Source organism: Streptomyces azureus (assembly GCF_001270025.1).
Taxonomy (GTDB): domain Bacteria; phylum Actinomycetota; class Actinomycetes; order Streptomycetales; family Streptomycetaceae; genus Streptomyces; species Streptomyces azureus.
The window spans coordinates 23,735-43,989 of the sequence record NZ_DF968360.1 but is presented as its reverse complement, the minus strand read 5'-3'; the positions used below and the strand labels follow the sequence as shown (position 1 = coordinate 43,989).

The window sequence follows — 20,255 nt, the reverse complement described above, 5'->3', positions numbered from 1 at the left end:
GCCGCCGGGCCCGGGAGGGCCCGGCAGGGAGCGGTCCGGGCTCAGGCCGTCACCTTCTCCGGCTCCGTGGTCGCCCGGGCCGGGGGTACGCCCAGCGCTTCCGTCGGAACCCGGTGCGTCTCGCGGGCCGACAGCGCGGCGATGACCGGCGGCACGCACAAGGCCGCCGTGAACAGGGCCACCGCCGACCAGTCGTCGCCGCCCGGCCCCGCGATCCGCGCGGCGAACGTCACCGCGAAGCCGGCCGCGGCGAAGCCGATCTGCGTGCCGATGGCCACGCCGGACAGCCGGACCCGGGTCGTGAACATCTCGCCGTAGAAGGCGGGCCACACGCCGTTCGCGGCGCTGTAGACCACGCCGAAGCAGAGGATGCCCAGCAGGAACGTCAGCGGGTACGAGCCCGTGGAGACGGCCCACAGGTACAGGAACATCGTCACCGCGCTGCCGACCGCACCGATCAGGTACACCGGGCGGCGGCCGATCCGGTCGGACAGTGTGGCCCACAGCGGGATCGCGGCGAGTGCGACGAGGTTGGCCAGGGCGCCCACCCACAGCATGGCGGTGCGCGACATGCCGACCGCGTCGCTCGTGGCGTACGCCAGCGCCCACACCGTGAAGATGGTGCTGACCGACGCGATGAGCGCGCCCGCGATCACCCGCAGCACATCCGCCCAGTGCTCACGCAGCAGCACCACCAGCGGCAGTTTGACGACGCCCTCCTCGGCGGCCTGCTGGGCGAAGGCCGGGGTCTCGTCCAGCCTGCGCCGGATGACCCAGCCGGCGACGGCGACTCCCACGCTCAGCCAGAACGGCACCCGCCAGCCCCAGGACAGCAACTGCTCCTCGGGCATCGCGGCGACCGGGATGAACACCAGCGTGGCCAGCAACTGCCCGCCCTGCGTGCCGCTGAGGGTGAAGCTGGTGAAGAAGCCGCGCCGGCCCGGCGGCGCGTGCTCCAGCGTCATGGAGTTGGCGCTGGCCTGTTCGCCCGCCGCCGAGACGCCCTGGAGCACCCGGCACAGCACGAGCAGGACCGGGGCGAGCGTGCCGACCTGATCCCGGGTCGGCAGACAGCCGATCAGGAACGTCGACAGGCCCATCAGCATCAGCGTGAAGACCATGATCTTCTTGCGGCCGAGCCGGTCGCCGAAGTGCCCGAGCACCAGCGCGCCGACCGGGCGGGCGGCGTACGCGACGCCGAACGTGGCCAGCGACAGCAGGGTCGCGGTGGCCGGGTCGGACTCGTCGAAGAACACCTCGGGGAAGATCAGTGCGGCGGCGCTGCCGTAGATGAAGAAGTCGTAGTACTCCAGCGCGCTGCCGATCCAGGCGGCGGTCGCGGCCTTCCTGGGCTGGCCGGGCGGGGCTGCGGCCCCTTCGGGCGTGGCGGGGACGGACACGGCGGCTCCTTAGGGGGCTCCACCATAGGCGGAGTGAACAGAAGGACGAGCGAAGGGGGACGTGCCGGATCGCGGCTAATTAACCCACTGGATAGTTACTAGGGGATGGCTAGGGATGCTGCGCCCGCGTGCCGCCGGTGTCAAGGGGTTGTGCTTCGACGTTCGACGCCGGACGTTTCAGTCCGCCGCGCGCTCCGCCGTGAGGTACGCGATCACCATGTCGCCCAGCATGGCGCGGTAGTGCGCGCGCTGCGCCGGGTCGACCAGGTCGCGGCCGAACAGCGCGCCGAAGGTGTGCCGGTTGGAGACCCGGAAGAAGCAGAAGGAGGAGATCATCGCGTGCAGGTCGACGGCGTCGACGTCGGCCGTGAACAGCCCTGACCTGCGTCCTTCCTCCAGGATGCGGCGGATCACGTCCAGGGCGGGGGAGCCGATCTTCCCGAGCTTCTCGGAGGCGGCGATGTGCTGCGCCTCGTGGATGTTCTCGATGCTGACCAGGCGGATGAAGTCCGGGTGCTGCTCGTGGTGGTCGAAGGTCACCTCGGCGAGGCGCCGGATGGCCGCCACCGGGTCCAGGTGCTCGACGTCGAGCCGCTGCTCGGCCTCCCGGATCACGCCGTAGGCCCGCTCCAGCACGGCCGTGAACAGTTGTTCCTTGCCGCCGAAGTAGTAGTAGATCATCCGCTTCGTGGTGCGGGTGCGGGCGGCGATCTCGTCCACCCGGGCCCCGTCGTAGCCGGCCCGGGCGAACTCCTGCGTGGCGACGTCGAGGATCTCGGCCTGGGTGCGGGCGGCGTCACGAACGCGCTCGCGCTCGCCAGGACGTGCCGGTTCTTCGACGCTGGTCATCAGGTTCCTTCGGGCGGAGGGGCCGGTGCCGGTGATTCTAGGAGCAGGGCCCGGATCCCGCCGGGGCCTTCCCGCGGTCGCGCCCGGCTGATATAGCTAACGTACTAGTTCGTACATTAGTGAGCCGCTCGGGAGGCCCGTGTGCCCAAGGACTCGTATCTCGTCGGACTGATCGGTTCCGGCATCGGCCCGTCGCTGAGCCCGGCGCTGCACGAGCGGGAGGGCGACCGGCTGGGCCTGCGCCTGCTGTACCGGCTGATCGACATCGACCCGCTCGGGGTGCCGCCCGAGGCGGTGGGCGATCTGGTGCGGGCCGCCCGCGACCTCGGGTTCGACGGGCTCAACATCACGCACCCCTGCAAGCAGCTCGTCATCGAGCACCTGGACGCGCTCGCCCCGCAGGCCGAGGCGCTGGGCGCGGTCAACACCGTCGTCTTCGAGGACGGCCGAGCGGTCGGCCACAACACGGACGTCACCGGTTTCGCCGCGTCCTTCGCGCGCGGGCTGCCCGACGCGCCGCTGGAGCGGGTCGTGCAATTGGGCGCCGGCGGTGCGGGCGCGGCCGTCGCGCACGCCATGCTCACGCTCGGCGCCGAGCGGGTCACCGTCGTCGACGCCCTGCCCGAACGGGCCGCCGCGCTGGCCGGCTCCCTGAACCGCGCCTTCGGCCGGGGCCGTGCCGCCGCCGCGCCCCCGGACCGGCAGGCGCGGCTGCTCGCGCAGGCCGACGGAATCGTCCACGCCACGCCCACCGGCATGGCGGCCCACCCCGGCCTGCCGTTGCCCGCCGGGCTGCTCCACCCCCGGCTGTGGGTCGCCGAGGTGGTCTACCGCCCGCTGGAGACCGAACTGCTGCGCACCGCCCGCGCGCTGGGCTGCGCCACCCTCGACGGCGGCGGCATGGCCGCCTTCCAGGCAGCCGACGCGTTCCGCCTGTTCACCGGGCGGGAACCCGACGCCGCGCGGATGCTGGCGGACCTGACCGAACTGGCCGGAGCCGTAGGGGCATCGAACTGAAGAGAGGTACCGACGTGCGTACGTCCATCGCCACCGTCTCCCTCAGCGGATCCCTCACCGAGAAGCTCACGGCCGCCGCCCGGGCCGGCTTCGACGGGGTGGAGATCTTCGAGAACGACCTGCTGGCCAGCCCCCTCACCCCCGAGGAGGTCCGCGCCCGCTGCGCCGACCTCGGCCTCACCGTCGACCTGTACCAGCCGATGCGGGACATCGAGGCCGTCCCCGGGGACGAGTTCGCCCGGAACCTGCGGCGGGCCCGCCACAAGTTCGAGCTGATGCGCCGGCTCGGCGCAGACACGGTCCTCGTCTGCTCCAGCGTCTCCCCGCAGGCGGTGGACGACGACGCCCTCGCCGCCGAGCAGCTGAGCCGGCTCGCCGACCTCGCCCGGGACTCCGGGATCCGGGTGGCCTACGAGGCGCTCGCGTGGGGGCGGCACGTCAGTACGTACGACCACGCCTGGCGCATCGTCGAGTCGGCCGGGCATCCCGCCCTCGGCACCTGCCTGGACAGCTTCCACATCCTCTCGCGCGGCTCGGACCCCAAGGGCATCGAGGACATCCCCGGCGAGAAGATCTTCTTCCTCCAGCTCGCCGACGCCCCGCTGCTCGCCATGGACGTCCTCCAGTGGAGCCGTCACTACCGCTGCTTCCCCGGCCAGGGAGGCTTCGACGTGGCCGGCCTGGTGCGGCACGTGCTGCGCACCGGCTACGACGGCCCGCTCTCCCTGGAAGTCTTCAACGACGTCTTCCGGCAGGCCGAGGCCGGTCCGACCGCCGTCGACGCCCGGCGTTCCCTGCTGGTCCTTCAGGAGACGGTGGGCCGGGCCGCCCTGCCTGAGCCCGTCGTCCCCACCGGCGTCGCCTTCGCCGAGCTGGTCACGCCCGACGCCGAGCCCCTCACCGCCCTGCTCGGCGCCCTCGGATTCATCCGCACCGCCCGCCATCGCGGCAAGCCCGTCACCCTGTGGGAGCAGGGGGACGCCCGGATCCTCGTCAACACCGGGCCGGCCGTCCGCCGCGACGGCACCCAGCTCGCCGCGATCGGGCTGGAGTCACCGGACCCGGCCGCGGCGGCCCGGCGTGCCGAGGCGCTGCTGGCCCCCGTCCTGCCGCGCCGCCGCGCACCCGAGGACGCCCCGCTCGACGCGGTCGCCGCCCCCGACGGCACGGAGCTCTTCTTCTGCGCCACCGGCCGTCCGGACCTGCCCGACTGGCGGGCCGACTTCGAGGACACGGACCCGGCACCCGCCCCCGCGGCCGTCCGCCGCATCGACCATCTCGCCCTCGTCCAGCCCTGGCACCACTTCGACGAGGCGGCCCTCTTCCACCGGGGCGTGCTCGGCCTGCACGCCCAGGAGAGCGTGGACGTCGCCGACCCCTATGGTCTGCTGCGCAGCCGTGCCGTGACCAACGCCGACGGCAGTGTCCGGATCGCCCTCACCGTCGGCGCCGCGCCCATGGACGACACCGTCCACGCTCAGCACATCGCCCTGGCCACCGACGACGTGGTCGCCTCGGCCCGCCGCTTCCGGGAGGCCGGCGGCAGTCTGCTGCCCGTCCCGGCGAACTACTACGACGATCTCGCCGCCCGTTTCGAGTTCGCCGACGGTGAGCTGGAGACCTACCGCGACCTCGGCATCCTCTACGACCGCGACGCCCACGGCGCCTTCCGCCACTGCTACACCCGCACCGTCGGCCGCGTCTTCTTCGAACTGGTCCAGCGCGACGACGGCTACCGGGGCTACGGTGCCCCGAACGCCCCGGTACGGCTGGCGGCACAGCACGCGGTGCGGACGCTCACTGGCGGCTGACCGACCGGGTGATGCCGGTGACGACCGTCGTGGCCAGGATCCAGCCCGTGAGCACCAGGGTGTAGGAGAGCCACTGGTACCCGCCGGTGGGGGCGAACGCGCCCTCCTGCCCGAAGGAGATCACCGGCAGCAGCAGGTCGAGCGTGTAGAAGACCGGGTTGAACTGCGGGGCCTCGTCCGCCTTCAGCGGCTGGGGGTGGTGCAGTGCGTAGGCCAGGGAGCCGATCACCAGCAGCGACACCAGCCAGCCGGCGGCGCGCAGGGGCCGGAAGCCGTAGCCGACGGCCGCGTCCTGGACGTAGCCCCACAACCGGCCGTACCACGGCAGGGTGCCGCGGCGGCGGCGCTGCTTGGCGAGCTGGACGACGCGGGCGGCGTCGTCGTCGCCGATCCGGCGGTAGGCCGCGGTCAACTGCTCGTAGGCGTGCGGGACATAGCCCTCGCGGTCCCGTTCCAGCATCGTCAGGCGCCGCTCGGCGGGTTCGTGCGGGGTGAGGGAGGTGTAGACGAGGCTGTTGAGCAGGACCTCCTCGGGGACCACGTCCGGTTCGAGGAACAGGACGTCCAGCTGGGCGCGGCGCAGGTTGAGGGCGCCTGTCATGGGCGGGCTCCTGCGCAGCCAGAGTTCCCCGACGGTGCAGCTGCTGGCGCGCAGTGCCGTGCCACCGGGGTTCGCCAGGCGCGCGTGGGAGAGGTCGAGGCGGCCCGCGATCCGGGCGCCGCGCAGGCCGATCCAGCCGAGGACGTCCACGTCGCGCAGCAGGACGTCGCCCTCCACCGTGAGCGTCTCCGCGTCGAGGGCGACCTCACCGGCACCGGCCTCCAGCCGCGCCTGGTTGAGGTCGATCGTCCCGGCGACCGAGGCACCCGTCAGGCGCACCTCGCCGCGGGTGCGCAGTTCCTGCGCCGACAGGCCGTCGCCGATGGTCACGTGGTTGAGCTGGAGCGCGGGCTGATCGGTGGGCCGTTCGTCGATACCGGCCCTGTCCATGAAAAGCGCCCCGGAGATCTGCGCCCCGCCGAGCCGGACGGGCCCCTCGAACAGGCAGTCCGACATGCGCAGCACGCCGTCCACGCGGAGGGTGGCGGCGTCCAGGCCGGGCAGGGCGGATTCGCGCAGGTTGAGCTGCCGCAGCCGCGCCCCGTACAGGACGGGGACGCCCTCGAAGAAGCAGTCGCTGAGGCGCACGGCGTGGTCGACCTCTCCGTACTTGAGGTCCAGCACGCCCGTGATCCGCGCGCCCGCCAGCCGGAGGGCGGCCGTCTCCCCGTCCTCCTGCGGGGCGCTCAGCAGCAGGGCCCGCAACACGGCCGCCCGCACGGTCCGTTCGGGTCCCCAGTCCGCGCCCCGCGCCGGGTCCTCGTCCGTCGGCTCCCGGAAGTCCACGTCCTGCCCGCGCGGAAAGGCGCGCCACACCCGCTCCTCGGCGGGTGTCATGTCCTCGATCTCCATCAGCGGGGACTCTGACGCGCCCGGCCGGAGGCTGTCAACTCACCTCCGGCCGGGGCCGGTTACGCCCGGGTGTTCCACTCCGCGATCACGGGCCGCCCGTGCTCGGTCGACAGCCGGCAGACCGTGCCCGTCTCCAGCCGGAACAGCCGCCCCTCCGAAGGCGGCAGGCCCAGCCGGCGGGCCGTCAGGACGCGGAGGAAGTGGCCGTGCGCCACCAGCAGCACGTCGCCCTCGGGCAGCGCGTCGGCCACCCGGGACAGCACCCGGTCGGCGCGCTCGCCGACCTCCTCGGGGGATTCGCCCGGCTTGCCGTCGGAGCCGGGCGGGCCCCCGTGGGTCCACAGGTCCCAGTCGGGGCGGGTGCGGTGTATCTCCTCGGTGGTGACGCCCTCGTAGGCGCCGTAGTACCACTCGTGCAGGTCCGCCTCCCGCACGGCCCCTGTCAGGCCCGCGAGTTCGGCGGTGCGCACCGCGCGGCCGAGCGGGCTGGTGAGGACCAGCGCGAAGGAACGGCCGGCCAGGAGCGGAGCCAGCGACTTGGCCTGTTCCTCGCCGTTCGGGGTGAGGGGCAGGTCGGTGAAGCTGGTGTGCTGTCCGCTCCGGCTCCACTCCGTCTCGCCGTGGCGGACCAGCAGCAGATCGCCCACGTCCTACGCCTTCTTCGCGGACTCGACGGCGTGGCCGCCGAACTGGTTGCGCAACGCCGCGATCATCTTCATCTGCGGCGAGTCGTCCTGCCGGGAGGCGAACCGGGAGAACAGGGAGGCGGTGATCGCGGGCAGCGGCACGGAGTTGTCGATCGCGGCCTCCACGGTCCAGCGTCCTTCGCCGGAGTCCTGGGCGTAGCCCCGGAGGGTCTCCAGGTGCTCGTCCTCGTCGAGCGCGTTGACCGCGAGGTCGAGCAGCCAGGAACGGATGACGGTGCCGTCCTGCCAGGAGCGGAACACCTCGCGGACGTTGTCCACCGAGTCCACGGCCTCCAGCAGCTCCCAGCCCTCGGCGTAGGCCTGCATCATCGCGTACTCGATGCCGTTGTGGACCATCTTCGCGAAGTGCCCGGCGCCCACCCGGCCCGCGTGCACGAAGCCGTAAGGGCCCTCCGGCTTGAGCGCCTCGAAGATGGGCCGGAGCCGGTCGACGTACTCCTTCTCGCCGCCGACCATCAGGGCGTAGCCGTTCTTCAGGCCCCACACGCCGCCCGAGACGCCCGCGTCGACGAAGCCGATGCCGCGCTTGCTCAGCTCCTCGGCGTGCTTCTCGTCGTCCGTCCAGCGGGAGTTGCCGCCGTCGACCACCGTGTCGTACGGCTTGAGGAGGTCCGCCAGACGGTCGATGACGTGCTGGGTGGGGTCGCCGGCCGGGACCATGACCCAGACCGTGCGCGGCGCCTCCAGCTGGTTGACGAGGTCGGCCAGGGTGGCGACGTCGGACTTTTCGGGGTTGGTGTCGTAGCCGATGACGGTGTGGCCGGCGTTGCGCAGGCGCTCGCGCATGTTGCCGCCCATCTTGCCGAGACCCACAAGACCGATCTGCATGTCAGTTCACTTCCCGAAGATTGCGGTAGGCGGCCACCAGCGCGGCCGTGGACGAATCGAGACCGGGGACGTCCGCGCCCTCGGTCAGGGCGGGCTCGACGCGCTTGGCGAGCACCTTGCCGAGCTCGACGCCCCACTGGTCGAAGGAGTCGATGTTCCAGACCGCGCCCTGCACGAACACCTTGTGCTCGTAGAGGGCGACCAACTGGCCGAGGACCGACGGGGTCAGTTCGGTGGCCAGGATCGTCGTGGTCGGGTGGTTGCCCTTGAACGTTCGGTGCGGCACCTGCTCCTCGGGCACGCCCTCGGCCCGCACCTCCTCGGCGGTCTTGCCGAAGGCGAGCGCCTGCCCCTGCGCGAACAGGTTGGCCATCAACAGGTCGTGCTGCGCCTTGAGTTCGTCGCTCAGCTCGGCGACGGGCCGCGCGAAGCCGATCAGGTCGGCGGGGATGAGCTTGGTGCCCTGGTGGATCAACTGGTAGTAGGCGTGCTGCCCGTTGGTGCCGGGCGTGCCCCAGACCACCGGCCCCGTCTGCCACTCCACGGGGTTCCCGGCACGGTCCACCGACTTGCCGTTGGACTCCATGTCGAGCTGCTGGAGGTAGGCGGTGAACTTCGACAGGTAGTGGCTGTACGGCAGGACCGCGTGCGACTGGGCGCCGTGGAAGTTGCCGTACCAGATGCCGAGCAGGCCCATGACGATCGGGGCGTTGGCCTCTGTGGGGGCGTTGCGGAAGTGCTCGTCGACGATGCGGAAGCCGTCGAGCATCTCCCGGAAGCGGTCCGGGCCGATCGCGATCATCAGGGACAGGCCGATCGCGGAGTCGTACGAGTAGCGACCGCCGACCCAGTCCCAGAACTCGAACATGTTCTCGACGTCGATGCCGAAGTCCGCGACCTTCTCGGCGTTCGTGGACAACGCCACGAAGTGCTTGGCGACCGCCTTGTCGTCGCCCCCGAGGCCGTCCAGCAGCCAGGAGCGCGCCGAAGTCGCGTTCGTGATGGTCTCGATCGTGGTGAAGGTCTTGGACGCGACGATGAACAGCGTCTCCGCCGGGTCCAGGTCGCGGACCGCCTCGTGCAGGTCGGAGCCGTCCACGTTCGACACGAAGCGGAACGTCAGCTCCCGGGCGGTGAACGGCCGCAGTGCGTCGTACGCCATCGCCGGGCCCAGATCGGAGCCGCCGATGCCGATGTTGACGACGTTCCGGATCCGCTTGCCGGTGTGCCCGGTCCACTCACCCGAGCGCACCCGGTTGGCGAAGCCGGACATCTTGTCGAGCACGGCGTGCACGCCCGGGACGACGTTCTCGCCGTCGACCTCGATCACCGCGTCCCGGGGGGCGCGCAGCGCGGTGTGCAGGACGGCCCGGTTCTCGGTGACGTTGATCTTCTCGCCGCGGAACATGGCGTCGCGCTGACCGAACACGTCGGTGGCGGTGGCCAGCTCCTGGAGCAGGGCCAGGGTCTCGTCGGTGACCAGGTGCTTGGAGTAGTCGATGCGCAGGTCGCCCACGTGCACGACGTAGCGCTCGGCGCGCCCCGGGTCCGCCGCGAACAGCTCACGCAGGTCCGGCTGCGGCAGGGCGTCCGCGCGGTGGTCCTCCAGGGCGGTCCACTCGGGCCGCCGCGTGAGGCTTGGGGAGCCGGAGGGGGAGTCAGACATGAGCAGGGGTCTCCTCGGTTGCCTCGCCGTTCAGGGCGATGGCGTACATCTCGTCCGCGTCGAGGCGCCGCAGCTCCTCGGCGATGAGTTCGGAGGTGGCACGGACCTTCAGCGCGAGGGTGCGGGAGGGCTGGCCCGGCAGGGTGAGCGTGGCCAGCGGTCCCTCGGGGCGGTCGATGACGATCTCGCCGTTCTCCGTGCCCAGGCGGACGGCCGTCACGACCGGTCCGGCGGTGACCACCCGGTCGACCGGGACGTGCAGCCGCGCCTCCAGCCAGCGGGCCAGCAGCTCGGCGGCCGGGTTCTCGGCCTCGGCCTCCACGGCCGCCGAGGTGACCCGCGCCCGGGCCTGGTCCAGCGCCGCCGCCAGCATCGAACGCCAGGGCGTCAGCCGGGTCCAGGCGAGGTCGGTGTCGCCGGGCGCGTAGGAGCGGACCCGGCTCTCCAGTACCTCCAGTGGGTTCGCGACGGCGTACAGGTCGGTGATCCGCCGCTGGGCCAGTGCCCCGAGCGGGTCCTTCGAGGGCACCTCCGGTGAGTCCATCGGCCACCACACCACCACCGGCGCGTCCGGCAGCAGCAGCGGGAGCACCACCGAGTCGGCGTGGTCGGAGACCTCGCCGTAGGTCCGCAGGATCACCGTCTCGCCGGTGCCCGCGTCGGCGCCCACCCGGACCTCGGCGTCCAGCCGGGAGGACTGGCGGTCCCGCGGGGTGCGGGCGTGCCGCTTGATGACGACCAGGGTGCGCGAGGGGTGCTCGTGCGAGGCCTCCTCGGCCGCCCTGATCGCGTCGTAGGCGTTCTCCTCGTCCGTGACGATCACCATCGTCAGGACCATGCCCACGGCGGGCGTGCCGATGGCGCGGCGGCCCTGCACCAGCGCCTTGTTGATCTTGCTTGCCGTGGTGTCGGTCAGGTCGATCTTCATGGCCTGCGCCAGCTCCGTCCGTCTCGTGCGAGCATCTCGTCGGCTTCCGCGGGTCCCCAGCTGCCCGAGGCGTACTGCGCGGGCCGGCCGTGCGTGGCCCAGTACTGCTCGATCGGGTCGAGGATCTTCCAGGACTCTTCCACTTCCTGGTGACGGGGGAACAGGTTGGCGTCGCCCAGGAGGACGTCCAGGATCAGCCGTTCGTACGCCTCGGGGCTCGATTCGGTGAACGACTCGCCGTAGGCGAAGTCCATCGTCACGTCCCGGATCTCCATCGACGTACCCGGCACCTTGGAGCCGAACCGCACCGTCATGCCCTCGTCCGGCTGGACGCGGATGACGATCGCGTTGGAGCCCAGCTCCTCGGTGGCGGTGGAGTCGAAGGGGGAGTGCGGAGCCCGCTGGAACACCACCGCGATCTCCGTCACCCGGCGGCCCAGCCGCTTGCCGGTGCGCAGGTAGAACGGCACGCCCGCCCAGCGGCGGTTGTCCACCTGGAGCTTGACCGCGGCGTAGGTGTCGGTCGTGGAGGCCTGATCGATGCCCTCCTCCTCCAGATAGCCGCGGACCTTCGTGCCGCCCTGCCAGGCCGCCGCGTACTGTCCGCGCACGGTGTGCCCGCCCAGGTCCTCCGGCAGCCGCACGGCCCGCAGCACCTTCAGCTTCTCGGTGAGCAGCGACGCCGCGTCGAAGGCGGCGGGCTCCTCCATCGCGGTGAGCGCCATCAGCTGGAGGAGGTGGTTCTGGATGACGTCACGGGCGGCGCCGATGCCGTCGTAGTACCCCGCGCGGCCGCCGATGCCGATGTCCTCGGCCATGGTGATCTGCACATGGTCGACGAACGACCGGTTCCAGATCGGTTCGAACATCTGGTTGGCGAAGCGCAGCGCCAGGAGGTTCTGGACTGTTTCCTTGCCCAGGTAGTGGTCGATGCGGAAGACCTGCTCCGGGTCGAACACGTCGTGCACGATCGCGTTCAGCTCGCAGGCGCTGTCGAGGTCGTGCCCGAACGGCTTCTCGATGACCGCGCGGCGCCAGGAACCCTCCGGGGCGTCGGCCAGCTTGTGCTTCTTCAGCTGCTGGACGACCTTGGGGAAGAACTTCGGCGGCACCGAGAGATAGAAGGCGTAGTTGCCGCTGGTGCCCCGGGAGGCGTCCAGCTCCTCGACGGCGGAGCGCAGCTGCTTGAACGCCGTGTCGTCGTCGAAGTCGCCCGGGATGAACCGCATGCCCTCGGCGAGCTGCTGCCAGACCTCCTCGCGGAACGGGGTGCGCGCGTGTTCCCGGACCGCGTCGTGCACCACCTGCGCGAAGTCCTGGTCCTCCCAGTCCCGGCGGGCGAAACCCACCAGCGAGAAGCCCGGCGGCAACAGGCCGCGGTTGGCCAGGTCGTACACGGCCGGCATCAGCTTCTTGCGGGACAGGTCGCCGGTCACGCCGAAGATGACGAGCCCGGACGGGCCCGCGATCCTGGGCAGACGGCGGTCGCGCGGGTCGCGCAGGGGGTTGGCGAAGTCGGTGCCGGCGTGCTGTGTGCGCGGGACCGCGTGTTCCTGGCCGCTGACCCCGGTCTGCTCCACCCCGGCCGCCTCCTGGGCGGCCCGGGCCTCCTTGTCCTCCTTGGTCCCCTTGGTCTCCTGCTCGGCCGTCTGGGGGATGCCCTCGCTCATTCCGCGTCAACTCCCTTGCTGTTCAAGGACTTGGTGACCGCGTCCAGCAGGTCCTGCCAGGCCACCTCGAACTTGGCGACGCCTTCGTCCTCCAGTTGTCGCACCACCTCGTCGTAGGAAATGCCGAGCCGCTCGACGGCCGCCAGGTCGGCGCGCGCCTGGGCGTAACCGCCGGTGACGGTGTCGCCCTGGACGTCACCGTGGTCGGCGACGGCGTTCAGCGTGGCCTCCGGCATGGTGTTGACCGTGCCGGGGGCGACCAGTTCGTCCACGTACAGGGTGTCCTTGTAAGCGGGGTCCTTCACACCGGTGGAGGCCCAAAGGGGGCGCTGCCGGTTGGCACGGGCATCGCCCAGGGCCTGCCAGCGCGGCCCGGCGAAGACCTGTTCGTACGCCTCGTAGGCGAGCCGGGCGTTGGCCAGGGCCGCCCTGCCCTTCAGGGCGAGGGCCTCGTCCGTGCCCAGCAGCGTCAGCCGCTTGTCGATCTCGGAGTCGACCCGGGAGACGAAGAAGGACGCGACCGAGTGGACGGCCGACAGGTCGAGACCGGCCGCCCGCGCCTTCTCCAGTCCGGCGAGGTAGGCGTCCATCACCTCGCGGTAGCGCTCCAGCGAGAAGATCAGCGTCACGTTCACGCTGATGCCCGCGCCGATCACCTCGGTGATCGCCGGCAGGCCGGCCTTCGTCGCCGGGATCTTGATCATCACGTTGGGGCGGTCCACCAGCCAGGCGAGCTGCCGTGCCTCGGCGACGGTCGCCGCCGTGTCGTGGGCCAGCCGGGGGTCGACCTCGATGGACACCCGGCCGTCCCGGCCGCCGGTGGCGTCGTACACCGGCCGCAGCACGTCGGCGGCGGCCCGGACGTCGGCCGTCGTCATCATCCGGACGGCCTCGTCGACGGTGACGCCCCGCACGGCCAGGTCGGCGAGCTGCTCCTCATACCCCTCACCGGAGCCGATGGCGGCCTGGAAGATGGACGGGTTGGTGGTGACGCCGACGACACCCCCCGTCGCCACGAGCCCGGCCAGGCTGCCGGACTCGATCCGCCGGCGGGACAGGTCGTCCAGCCAGATCGACACGCCCTCGTCGGACAGGCGCTTGAGTGCTCCCGCGCTCGCGGTCGCTTCGGTCACAGTGATCATCTTCTTTCGGGCGGTCGAATCAGCCACGGGCGGCGGCGAGGGATTCCCGAGCCGCGGCCACCACGTTCTCGGGGGTGAATCCATACTCGGCGAACAGGGTCTTGGCGTCGGCGGAGGCGCCGAAGTGCTCCAGTGAGACGATGCGTCCCGCGTCCCCCACGAACCGGTGCCAGGTCAGGCCGATACCGGCCTCGACCGCGACCCGGGCCTTCACGGACGGCGGCAGGACGCTGTCCCGGTACGCGCGGGGCTGCTGCTCGAACCACTCCACGGACGGCATGGACACGACCCGCGTGGGCACGCCCGCCGCCTGGAGGTGTTCACGAGCCTCGACGGCGACGTGCACCTCGGAGCCGGTGGCGATCAGGATCACCTGCGGCTCGCCGCCTTCCGCCTCGGCCCTCACGTAACCGCCGCGGACCACGTCCGGGTTCGGCTCGTACGTGGGCACGCCCTGGCGGGTGAGCGCGAGACCGTGCGGGGCGGGGTCGGTGGTGTGCCGCCTGAGGATCTCGGCCCAGGCGAGCGCGGTCTCGTTGGCGTCGGCCGGGCGCACGACGTTCAGGCCCGGGACGGCCCGCAGCGCGGCCAGGTGCTCGACCGGCTGGTGGGTCGGGCCGTCCTCGCCCAGGCCGATGGAGTCGTGCGTCCACACGTACGTCACGGGCAGCTCCATCAGGGCCGACATCCGGACGGCGTTTCGCATGTAGTCGGAGAACACCAGGAAGGTGCCGCCGTAGATGCGCGTGTTGCCGTGCAGGGCGATGCCGTTCATCTCGGCGGCCATGGAGAACTCGCGGATGCCGAAGTGGATCGTGCGGCCGTACGGGTCGGCCTCCGGCAGCGGGTTGCCCTTCGGCAGGAAGGACGACGTCTTGTCGATCGTGGTGTTGTTCGAACCGGCCAGGTCGGCCGAGCCGCCCCACAGCTCGGGGACGACGGCGCCGAGGGCCTGGAGCACCTTGCCGGACGCGGCACGGGTGGCGACCGCCTTGCCCGGCTCGAACACCGGCAGGGCGTCCTCCCAGCCCGCGGGCAGCTCGCCCTTGCTGACCCGGTCGAAGGTGGCGGCCCGCTCCGGGTTCTCGCCGCGCCAGGCGGCGATCCGCTTGTCCCAGGAGGCGTGCGCCTCGGCGCCCCGGTCCAGGGCCTGGCGGGTGTGCGCCAGCACCTCGTCGGCGGCCTCGAAGGTCTTCTCCGGGTCGAAGCCGAGGAGGCGCTTGGTGGCGGCGACCTCGTCCTCGCCGAGCGCCGAGCCGTGGGAGGCCTCGGTGTTCCGCGCGTTCGGGGCGGGCCAGGCGATGATGGTGCGCATCGCGATGATCGAGGGGCGCCCGGTCTCGGCCTGAGCCTCCTTCAGCGCCGCGTACAGCGCGTGCACGTCGACGTCGCCGTCCTCCCGCGGCTCGATCCGCTGCACGTGCCAGCCGTACGCCTCGTACCTCTTCAGCACGTCCTCGGAGAACGCGGTCGCGGTGTCGCCCTCGATGGAGATGTGGTTGTCGTCGTAGAGGAAGACCAGGTTGCCGAGCCTCTGGTGGCCGGCCAGCGAGGAGGCCTCGGCGGAGACGCCCTCCTGGAGGTCGCCGTCGGAGACGACGGCCCAGATGGTGTGGTCGAAGGGCGACTCGCCCTCGGGGGCATCGGGGTCGAACAGGCCGCGTTCGTAGCGGGCGGCCATCGCCATGCCGACCGCGTTCGCGACGCCCTGGCCGAGCGGGCCCGTGGTGGTCTCCACGCCCGCGGTGTGCCCGTACTCGGGGTGGCCGGGCGTCTTCGAGCCGTGCGTGCGGAACGCCTTCAGGTCGTCCAGCTCCAGCTCGTAGCCCGCGAGGTACAGCTGCGTGTAGAGGGTCAGCGACGTGTGACCGGGGGACAGGACGAAGCGGTCACGGCCGGTCCACTCCGGATCGGCCGGGTCGTGCCGCATCACCTTCTGAAAGATCGTGTAGGCGGCAGGCGCCAGGCTCATCGCGGTCCCGGGATGGCCGTTTCCCACCCGCTGGACGGCATCGGCCGCCAGCAGACGGGCGGTGTCGACGGCACGCCGGTCGAGTTCGGTCCATTCGAAACTGTCCGCTGTCTGCGTGCTCATCTTCAAGAAGTCCCCATAGGAGCGAAGTAGCTTGTCTGACGTGTTCAAAACTAAAAGTCTGACTTTTTCGGCGGAAGGTCGCGGTGTGCCAGCCTGTGGTGAAAGTGGGACAGCCAGAGGCGGCGCGGCACACCAGCGGGGCGGTACGAGGCGGACATGGCGGACAGAAGCATCCAAGGCGGCGGCGGGATCAGAACGTTCCCCTTCCCGGTCGAGCTGAGCGTCGGCGGCGTCGGCATGCAGGTCGGCCCGATGGGCGCCGGCCGCACCTGGCACGCCGACGCGCCCCTGGAGCGCGTGCACCGCATCGACTTCCACGTCGTGCTGCTGTTCGGCGAGGGCCCGGTCCGGCACATGGTCGACTTCACCGAGTACGAGGCCGCGGCCGGGGACCTGCTGTGGATCCGCCCGGGGCAGGTCCACCGCTTCTCCCGCACGAGCGAGTACCGCGGAACGGTGCTGACCATGCAGCCGGGCTTCCTGCCCCGCGCGACCGTGGAGGCCACCGGCCTGTACCGCTACGACCTGCCGCCGCTGCTGCGCCCCGACGCGGCCCAACTCGCCGGTCTGCGCAACGCGCTCGGCCAACTGCGACGCGAGTACGAGGACACGGCCACGCTGCCGCTGGGCCTGCACACCGCCGTCCTGCGCCACTCGCTGACGGCGTTCCTGCTGCGGCTCGCCCATCTCGCCGCCAGTTCGGCGGAGTCCGTACGACAGCAGTCCGACTCCACCTTCACCCTCTTCCGGGAGGCCGTGGAGAAGGACTTCGCCACCAACCACAGCGTCAGCGCCTACGCCGACGCGCTCGGTTACTCACGCCGCACCCTGGTCCGCGCGGTCCGCGCCGCGACCGGCGACACCCCCAAGGCCTTCATCGACAAGCGCGTGGTCCTGGAGGCCAAACGGCTCCTCGCCCACACCGACCTGCCGATCGGCCGGGTCGGCGCGGCGGTCGGTTTCCCCGACGCCGCGAACTTCTCCAAGTTCTTCCACCAGCACACGGATCTGACGCCGGCGGCGTTCCGGGCGGAACTGCGCTGAGGCCACGGGATCCGGGCAGCGAAAAGGGGCTCCACGCGCGCGTGGAGCCCCCTGTACCGAAGATCGTCAGCGCCCGAACGTGAACCAGTTGACGTTCACGAAGTCCGCCGGCTGCCCGCTGGTGAAGGTCAGATACACGTCGTGCGTGCCCGTCACGGAGCTGATGTTCGCCGGAACGGTCCGCCACGACTGCCAGCCGCCGGTGTTGCCCACCGCGAAACTCCCGATAGGCGCGTTGCTCCGGCTGTCCAGCCGCACCTCGACCAGTCCGCTGACGCCGCCCGCCGCACCGCTCGCGACCCGGGCGCTGAACTGCCGGGCCGCCGTGGAGCCGAAGTTGACACCCTTGAAGTGCAGCCAGTCGCCGTTGGCCAGCGAGCCGACGTTCTGGCCGCCGCCGGAGTCCGACGTCGTCTCGGTGCTCACACCGGACTGGCCGTCGTAGGACTCGGCCTGGACGGTGGAGTAGGCGTCGCGGTTGCCGGTCGGGGGAGGCGTCGTGCCACCGCCGGACGACAGCACCTGGACGTAGTCGACGACCATCGGGCGGCCGGGCTGCGTCCCCGCGTCCGGGCCGCCGCCGAACGCGTCCGGGAAGCCGCCGCCCATCGCGACGTTCAGGATGACGAAGAAGCCGTGGTCCGTGGCGTTGCGCCAGGTCGTCGCGTCGACCTGGTTGGCGCGCACCGTGTGGAAGTTGACGCCGTCGAGGTAGAAGCGGATCTCCTCGACGCTCGTCGAGCGGTCCCACTCCATCCGGTAGGTGTGGAAGCCGGCTTGGCAGGTGGTGCCCTGGCAGGTGGCCGAACTGCCGATGCCGCTCGTCTCGTTGCAGGGGCCGCCCGGCGAGGTGCCGCAGTGCATCGTCGCGAACACCGTGTTCATGCCCTGGGTGTTCTCCATGATGTCCAGCTCGCCGACGCCCGGCCAGTTCCAGTAGTTGCCGCGGTACGGCGCGCCGAGCATCCAGAACGCGGGCCAGTAGCCCTTGGCTGCGGCCCCGGTGACGTTCGGCACCTGGATGCGCGACTCCACGCGGAGCTTGCCGCCGGCCGGGGGCTGGAAGTCGGTGCGGTTGGTCTCGATGCGGCCGGAGGTCCAGTTGCCGGCACTGTCACGGCGGGGGGTGATGCGGAGGTTGCCGTTGCCGTCGAGGGAGACGTTGTCCGTGCTGCTCGTCATCGTCTCGATCTCGCCGGTGCCCCAGTTGGCGGGGCCGCCCGGGTAGCCCTTGCCGGTGGCGTACTGCCAGTTGGAGGTGTTGACGCCGCTGCCCGCCGGGCCGTTGAAGTCGTCGAGGAAGACCTGGTTCCAGCCCGACGGGGGTGGCGGCGCGGAGGCGCTCGCGGAGGGAGCCGCGGCGGTGGCGGCGACCGCGGCGAGGCCGAGTGCGCTGACGACGGCGACGAACGCCCGACGGAGGGGGCGCCGTGCTCGGGGTCTGCCGGAGGTGTCACTCATGTGGGGATGCCTCTCGGGTACGGGTGCGGGAGGGTGAGAGCGCTCTCAAATTGCCGTCAATGTGCTCCACGCCACCCGGGTCGTCAAGACGTAAAGCCGGGAAAAGTGCGGGGCGGTTGATGAGTGCACGTCCTGAACGGGCTCTGTCGGGCCGGGGTGTTGTGGGACTGGCGGAGGGTGGGCTGTGGGGTGCCCGCCCCTCGTGCGGTGGGTGGTCAGCTCACCGACTCGAGGACCCGGACGTGGTCGACCACCATCGGCCGGCCCGGCTGGGTCGCGGCGTCCGGCCCGCCGCCGAAGGCGTTCGGAAAGGCGCCGCCCATCGCGACGTTGAGGATCAGGAAGAAGCCGTGGTCGGTCGCGTTCTTCCAGGTGGTCGCGTCGACCTGGCACTCCTTGACGGTGTGGTAGGCCGTGCCGTCGACCGAGAAGCGGATCTCCTCCGTGGCGGCAGACCTGTCCCACTCCAGGGCGTACGTGTGGAAGCCCGCGTTGCACGCCGTGCCCGGGCAGGTGGTGGTGCCGCCGATGCCACTGTTCTCGTTGCAGGGCCCGCCCGGCGAGGTGCCGCAGTGCATGGTGCCGAACACCGTGTTCTGGCCCTGGGTGTTCTCCATGATGTCCAGCTCGCCGACGACCGGCCAGTTCTGGTAGTTGCCGCGGTAGGGCGCGCCGAGCATCCAGAAGGCCGGCCAATAGCCCTTGGCGGCATCGCCGTTGACCTCCGGCGTCCGGATCCGGCCCTCGACGCGGAGCTTGCCGCCGGCCGGGGCTGGAAGTCGGTGCGGTTGGTCTCGATGCGGCCGGAGGTCCAGTTGCCGGCGCCGTCGCGCTGCGGGGTGATGCGGAGGTTGCCGGCGCCGTCGAGGGAGACGTTGTCGGTGCTTTCCGTCATGGTCTCGATCTCGCCGGTGCCCCAGTTGGCGGGGCCGCCCGGGTAGCCGGTGCCGGTGGCGTACTGCCAGTTGGCCGTGTCGACCTTGGCGCCCGCGGGGCCTTCGAAGTCGTCCGCGAACACCTGCGTCCAGCCCGGCGGGGGAGGCGGCGCGGAGGCGTTCGCGGGCAGGGTGACGGCCGTTGCGGCTGCCGCCAGACCCAGCGTGCCGGGACGCCGGCGATCAGCCGCCGACCGGAGATGCGTTTGCTGTGGTTTGCGCTCATGGGGCCTCTTCATCGAGGAGTGGGGGAGCGCGAGCGATTTCTGAGAGCGCTCTCAGAGACGCCTGCGGTGCACAATGTGCTCTCTGTGACACCAGTCGTCAAGGGTTGGCGTCATCCCGGGCCGACCGCGCCTTCGGGTCGGTGCCCCACTTCTTGACGTACCAGTGCAGCACGTCGTCGATGATCAGCAGCAGGACGATGCCCACCGCCAAGGTCCACTCGGGAAGCCCGGCCCAGGCGGCGACGAGGCCCGTCAGCCCCGCGAGGACGAGCAGGAGAAGCAGCCGCAGCACGTGCTGCCACCCGGTGTGGCGCGCCAGCCAGCTTGCCCATCGCTGAGGCCTTCCCGACCGCTGAGGCCTTCCCGACCGCACCATCGCCGATTCCCCCGTCTCAGGCGTTGTGGAGCTCTGCGGGGTTCGACTTACGGCGGGCCGCGACGGTTGTCCCCGTGAGGGTTGGTCTCGCGCCGTGCTGTTGGACAGGGCGTGGTGGGGCCGTTGTCAGACCCTGCTGCGATGCTCACGGCATGGACGTCACCTTGCAGCTGACCATCGACTGCGCCGACCCGGCGAAACTCGTGACCTTCTGGACCGAGGCCCTCGGATACGTGCCCGAACCGGCCCCGGGCGGACACCCCACCTGGCGGGCCTACTGGGCGGACATGGGGGTGCCCGAGGAGGAACTGACCGAAGGAGTGGGGGAGACCCCCGAGTCGATCGTCGACCCGGACGGGCAGGGGCCCCGCATCTGGTTCCAGCGGGTGCCGGAGGGCAAGACCGTCAAGAACCGGGTGCATCTCGACCTGAAGGTCGGCGGTGGCAGAGGTGTTCCCCTGCCGGAGCGCACCCGGCGGATCAGGGCCAAGGTGGACCGGCTGACCTCGACCGGCGCGACGGTGCTGCGGATCATGGACGAGCCGGACATGGACTACTACGGTGTCGTGCTGCGGGACCCGGAGGACAACGAGTTCTGCGTGGCCTGAGAGTCACCGGCCGCTTCGCCCGGAAAGCCGATGCCGGG

16 protein-coding genes and 1 pseudogene are annotated in these 20,255 nt (G+C 71.3%); 4 read left to right on the top strand and 13 right to left on the bottom strand.

Annotated features, from left to right (window positions below; all coding sequences use genetic code 11):
• Positions 1 to 41: 41 nt before the first annotated feature.
• Together AOQ53_RS28540 and AOQ53_RS28535 are read right to left on the bottom strand one after the other, a co-directional pair.
• Complete coding sequence (locus tag AOQ53_RS28540) at positions 42 to 1,400, bottom strand: MFS transporter (protein ID WP_059421610.1); 1,359 nt, start codon at positions 1,398 to 1,400, stop codon at positions 42 to 44.
• A gap of 177 nt (positions 1,401 to 1,577) precedes the next feature.
• Positions 1,578 to 2,249, bottom strand: a complete 672-nt coding sequence (locus tag AOQ53_RS28535; RefSeq protein ID WP_059421608.1) for a TetR/AcrR family transcriptional regulator — start codon at positions 2,247 to 2,249, stop codon at positions 1,578 to 1,580.
• Between the two features lie 141 nt (positions 2,250 to 2,390).
• Here AOQ53_RS28535 and AOQ53_RS28530 point away from each other — a divergent pair, with 141 nt between their 5' ends.
• Positions 2,391 to 3,266 (top strand): shikimate dehydrogenase, encoded by an 876-nt coding sequence (locus tag AOQ53_RS28530; protein WP_059421606.1) that lies wholly within the window; start codon positions 2,391 to 2,393, stop codon positions 3,264 to 3,266.
• 14 nt (positions 3,267 to 3,280) lie between these two features.
• A complete protein-coding gene (locus tag AOQ53_RS28525; RefSeq protein ID WP_059421603.1) occupies positions 3,281 to 5,077 on the top strand; it encodes a bifunctional sugar phosphate isomerase/epimerase/4-hydroxyphenylpyruvate dioxygenase family protein in 1,797 nt (598 codons plus the stop codon).
• Here the strand turns inward: AOQ53_RS28525 and AOQ53_RS28520 are convergent.
• Genes AOQ53_RS28520 through tkt form a run of 8 tightly spaced genes read right to left on the bottom strand, consistent with a single transcriptional unit; the run spans position 5,064 to position 15,566 of the window.
• Positions 5,064 to 6,530, bottom strand: a complete 1,467-nt coding sequence (locus AOQ53_RS28520; protein ID WP_059421601.1) for a hypothetical protein — start codon at positions 6,528 to 6,530, stop codon at positions 5,064 to 5,066. The two genes, AOQ53_RS28525 and AOQ53_RS28520, sit on opposite strands and share 14 nt — an antisense overlap.
• A 59-nt stretch (positions 6,531 to 6,589) precedes the next feature.
• Positions 6,590 to 7,177, bottom strand: a complete 588-nt coding sequence (locus AOQ53_RS28515) for a histidine phosphatase family protein (RefSeq protein ID WP_059421599.1) — start codon at positions 7,175 to 7,177, stop codon at positions 6,590 to 6,592.
• Between the two features lie 3 nt (positions 7,178 to 7,180).
• Positions 7,181 to 8,065: a phosphogluconate dehydrogenase (NAD(+)-dependent, decarboxylating) gene (gene gnd / locus AOQ53_RS28510; protein ID WP_059421597.1), complete on the bottom strand. Its 885-nt coding sequence runs from the start codon at positions 8,063 to 8,065 to the stop codon at positions 7,181 to 7,183.
• Position 8,066: 1 nt separating this feature from the next.
• A complete protein-coding gene (gene pgi, locus AOQ53_RS28505; protein ID WP_059421594.1) occupies positions 8,067 to 9,731 on the bottom strand; it encodes a glucose-6-phosphate isomerase in 1,665 nt (554 codons plus the stop codon).
• A complete protein-coding gene (opcA, locus tag AOQ53_RS28500; RefSeq protein WP_059421592.1) occupies positions 9,724 to 10,659 on the bottom strand; it encodes a glucose-6-phosphate dehydrogenase assembly protein OpcA in 936 nt (311 codons plus the stop codon). The genes pgi and opcA overlap by 8 nt, the downstream gene beginning before the upstream one ends.
• The gene (gene zwf, locus AOQ53_RS28495; RefSeq protein WP_059421590.1) at positions 10,656 to 12,329 is read right to left on the bottom strand and encodes a glucose-6-phosphate dehydrogenase; all 1,674 of its coding nucleotides are present in this window, start codon (positions 12,327 to 12,329) and stop codon (positions 10,656 to 10,658) included. Before zwf ends, opcA begins: the two co-directional genes overlap by 4 nt.
• Positions 12,326 to 13,471 (bottom strand): transaldolase, encoded by a 1,146-nt coding sequence (gene tal, locus AOQ53_RS28490; RefSeq protein WP_059421589.1) that lies wholly within the window; start codon positions 13,469 to 13,471, stop codon positions 12,326 to 12,328. The genes zwf and tal overlap by 4 nt, the downstream gene beginning before the upstream one ends.
• Positions 13,472 to 13,490: 19 nt before the next feature.
• The gene (gene tkt / locus AOQ53_RS28485; RefSeq protein ID WP_059421587.1) at positions 13,491 to 15,566 is read right to left on the bottom strand and encodes a transketolase; all 2,076 of its coding nucleotides are present in this window, start codon (positions 15,564 to 15,566) and stop codon (positions 13,491 to 13,493) included.
• Between the two features lie 156 nt (positions 15,567 to 15,722).
• Here tkt and AOQ53_RS28480 point away from each other — a divergent pair, with 156 nt between their 5' ends.
• The gene (locus tag AOQ53_RS28480) at positions 15,723 to 16,610 is read left to right on the top strand and encodes a helix-turn-helix domain-containing protein (RefSeq protein WP_059421585.1); all 888 of its coding nucleotides are present in this window, start codon (positions 15,723 to 15,725) and stop codon (positions 16,608 to 16,610) included.
• Between the two features lie 66 nt (positions 16,611 to 16,676).
• Here the strand turns inward: AOQ53_RS28480 and AOQ53_RS28475 are convergent, their stop codons facing one another.
• The 3 genes and pseudogenes from AOQ53_RS28475 to AOQ53_RS28465 form a co-directional block, all read right to left on the bottom strand.
• On the bottom strand, positions 16,677 to 18,071 hold the full coding sequence (locus tag AOQ53_RS28475) for a glycoside hydrolase family 16 protein (protein ID WP_059421584.1): 1,395 nt from the start codon (positions 18,069 to 18,071) through the stop codon (positions 16,677 to 16,679).
• 224 nt (positions 18,072 to 18,295) lie between these two features.
• A pseudogene (locus AOQ53_RS28470) lies at positions 18,296 to 19,245 on the bottom strand (glycoside hydrolase family 16 protein); the annotation flags it as partial.
• Between the two features lie 85 nt (positions 19,246 to 19,330).
• Positions 19,331 to 19,525: a hypothetical protein gene (locus AOQ53_RS28465; protein ID WP_059421583.1), complete on the bottom strand. Its 195-nt coding sequence runs from the start codon at positions 19,523 to 19,525 to the stop codon at positions 19,331 to 19,333.
• Between the two features lie 236 nt (positions 19,526 to 19,761).
• On the opposite strand from AOQ53_RS28465, the gene AOQ53_RS28460 reads away from it, so the two are divergent.
• Positions 19,762 to 20,217 (top strand): VOC family protein, encoded by a 456-nt coding sequence (locus tag AOQ53_RS28460; RefSeq protein WP_059421582.1) that lies wholly within the window; start codon positions 19,762 to 19,764, stop codon positions 20,215 to 20,217.
• Positions 20,218 to 20,255: the final 38 nt, after the last annotated feature.

Bases quoted from the DNA above. Each gene is read 5' to 3' on its own strand.
- AOQ53_RS28535 (WP_059421608.1), bottom strand. From the start codon at position 2,249: ATGACCAGCGTCGAAGAACCGGCACGTCCTGGCGAGCGCGAGCGCGTT.
- AOQ53_RS28520 (WP_059421601.1), bottom strand. From the start codon at position 6,530: ATGGAGATCGAGGACATGACACCCGCCGAGGAGCGGGTGTGGCGCGCC.
- gnd (WP_059421597.1), bottom strand. From the start codon at position 8,065: ATGCAGATCGGTCTTGTGGGTCTCGGCAAGATGGGCGGCAACATGCGC.
- pgi (WP_059421594.1), bottom strand. From the start codon at position 9,731: ATGTCTGACTCCCCCTCCGGCTCCCCAAGCCTCACGCGGCGGCCCGAG.
- opcA (WP_059421592.1), bottom strand. From the start codon at position 10,659: ATGAAGATCGACCTGACCGACACCACGGCAAGCAAGATCAACAAGGCG.
- zwf (WP_059421590.1), bottom strand. From the start codon at position 12,329: ATGAGCGAGGGCATCCCCCAGACGGCCGAGCAGGAGACCAAGGGGACC.
- tal (WP_059421589.1), bottom strand. From the start codon at position 13,471: ATGATCACTGTGACCGAAGCGACCGCGAGCGCGGGAGCACTCAAGCGC.
- tkt (WP_059421587.1), bottom strand. From the start codon at position 15,566: ATGAGCACGCAGACAGCGGACAGTTTCGAATGGACCGAACTCGACCGG.
- AOQ53_RS28480 (WP_059421585.1), top strand. From the start codon at position 15,723: ATGGCGGACAGAAGCATCCAAGGCGGCGGCGGGATCAGAACGTTCCCC.
- AOQ53_RS28475 (WP_059421584.1), bottom strand. From the start codon at position 18,071: ATGAGTGACACCTCCGGCAGACCCCGAGCACGGCGCCCCCTCCGTCGG.
- AOQ53_RS28460 (WP_059421582.1), top strand. From the start codon at position 19,762: ATGGACGTCACCTTGCAGCTGACCATCGACTGCGCCGACCCGGCGAAA.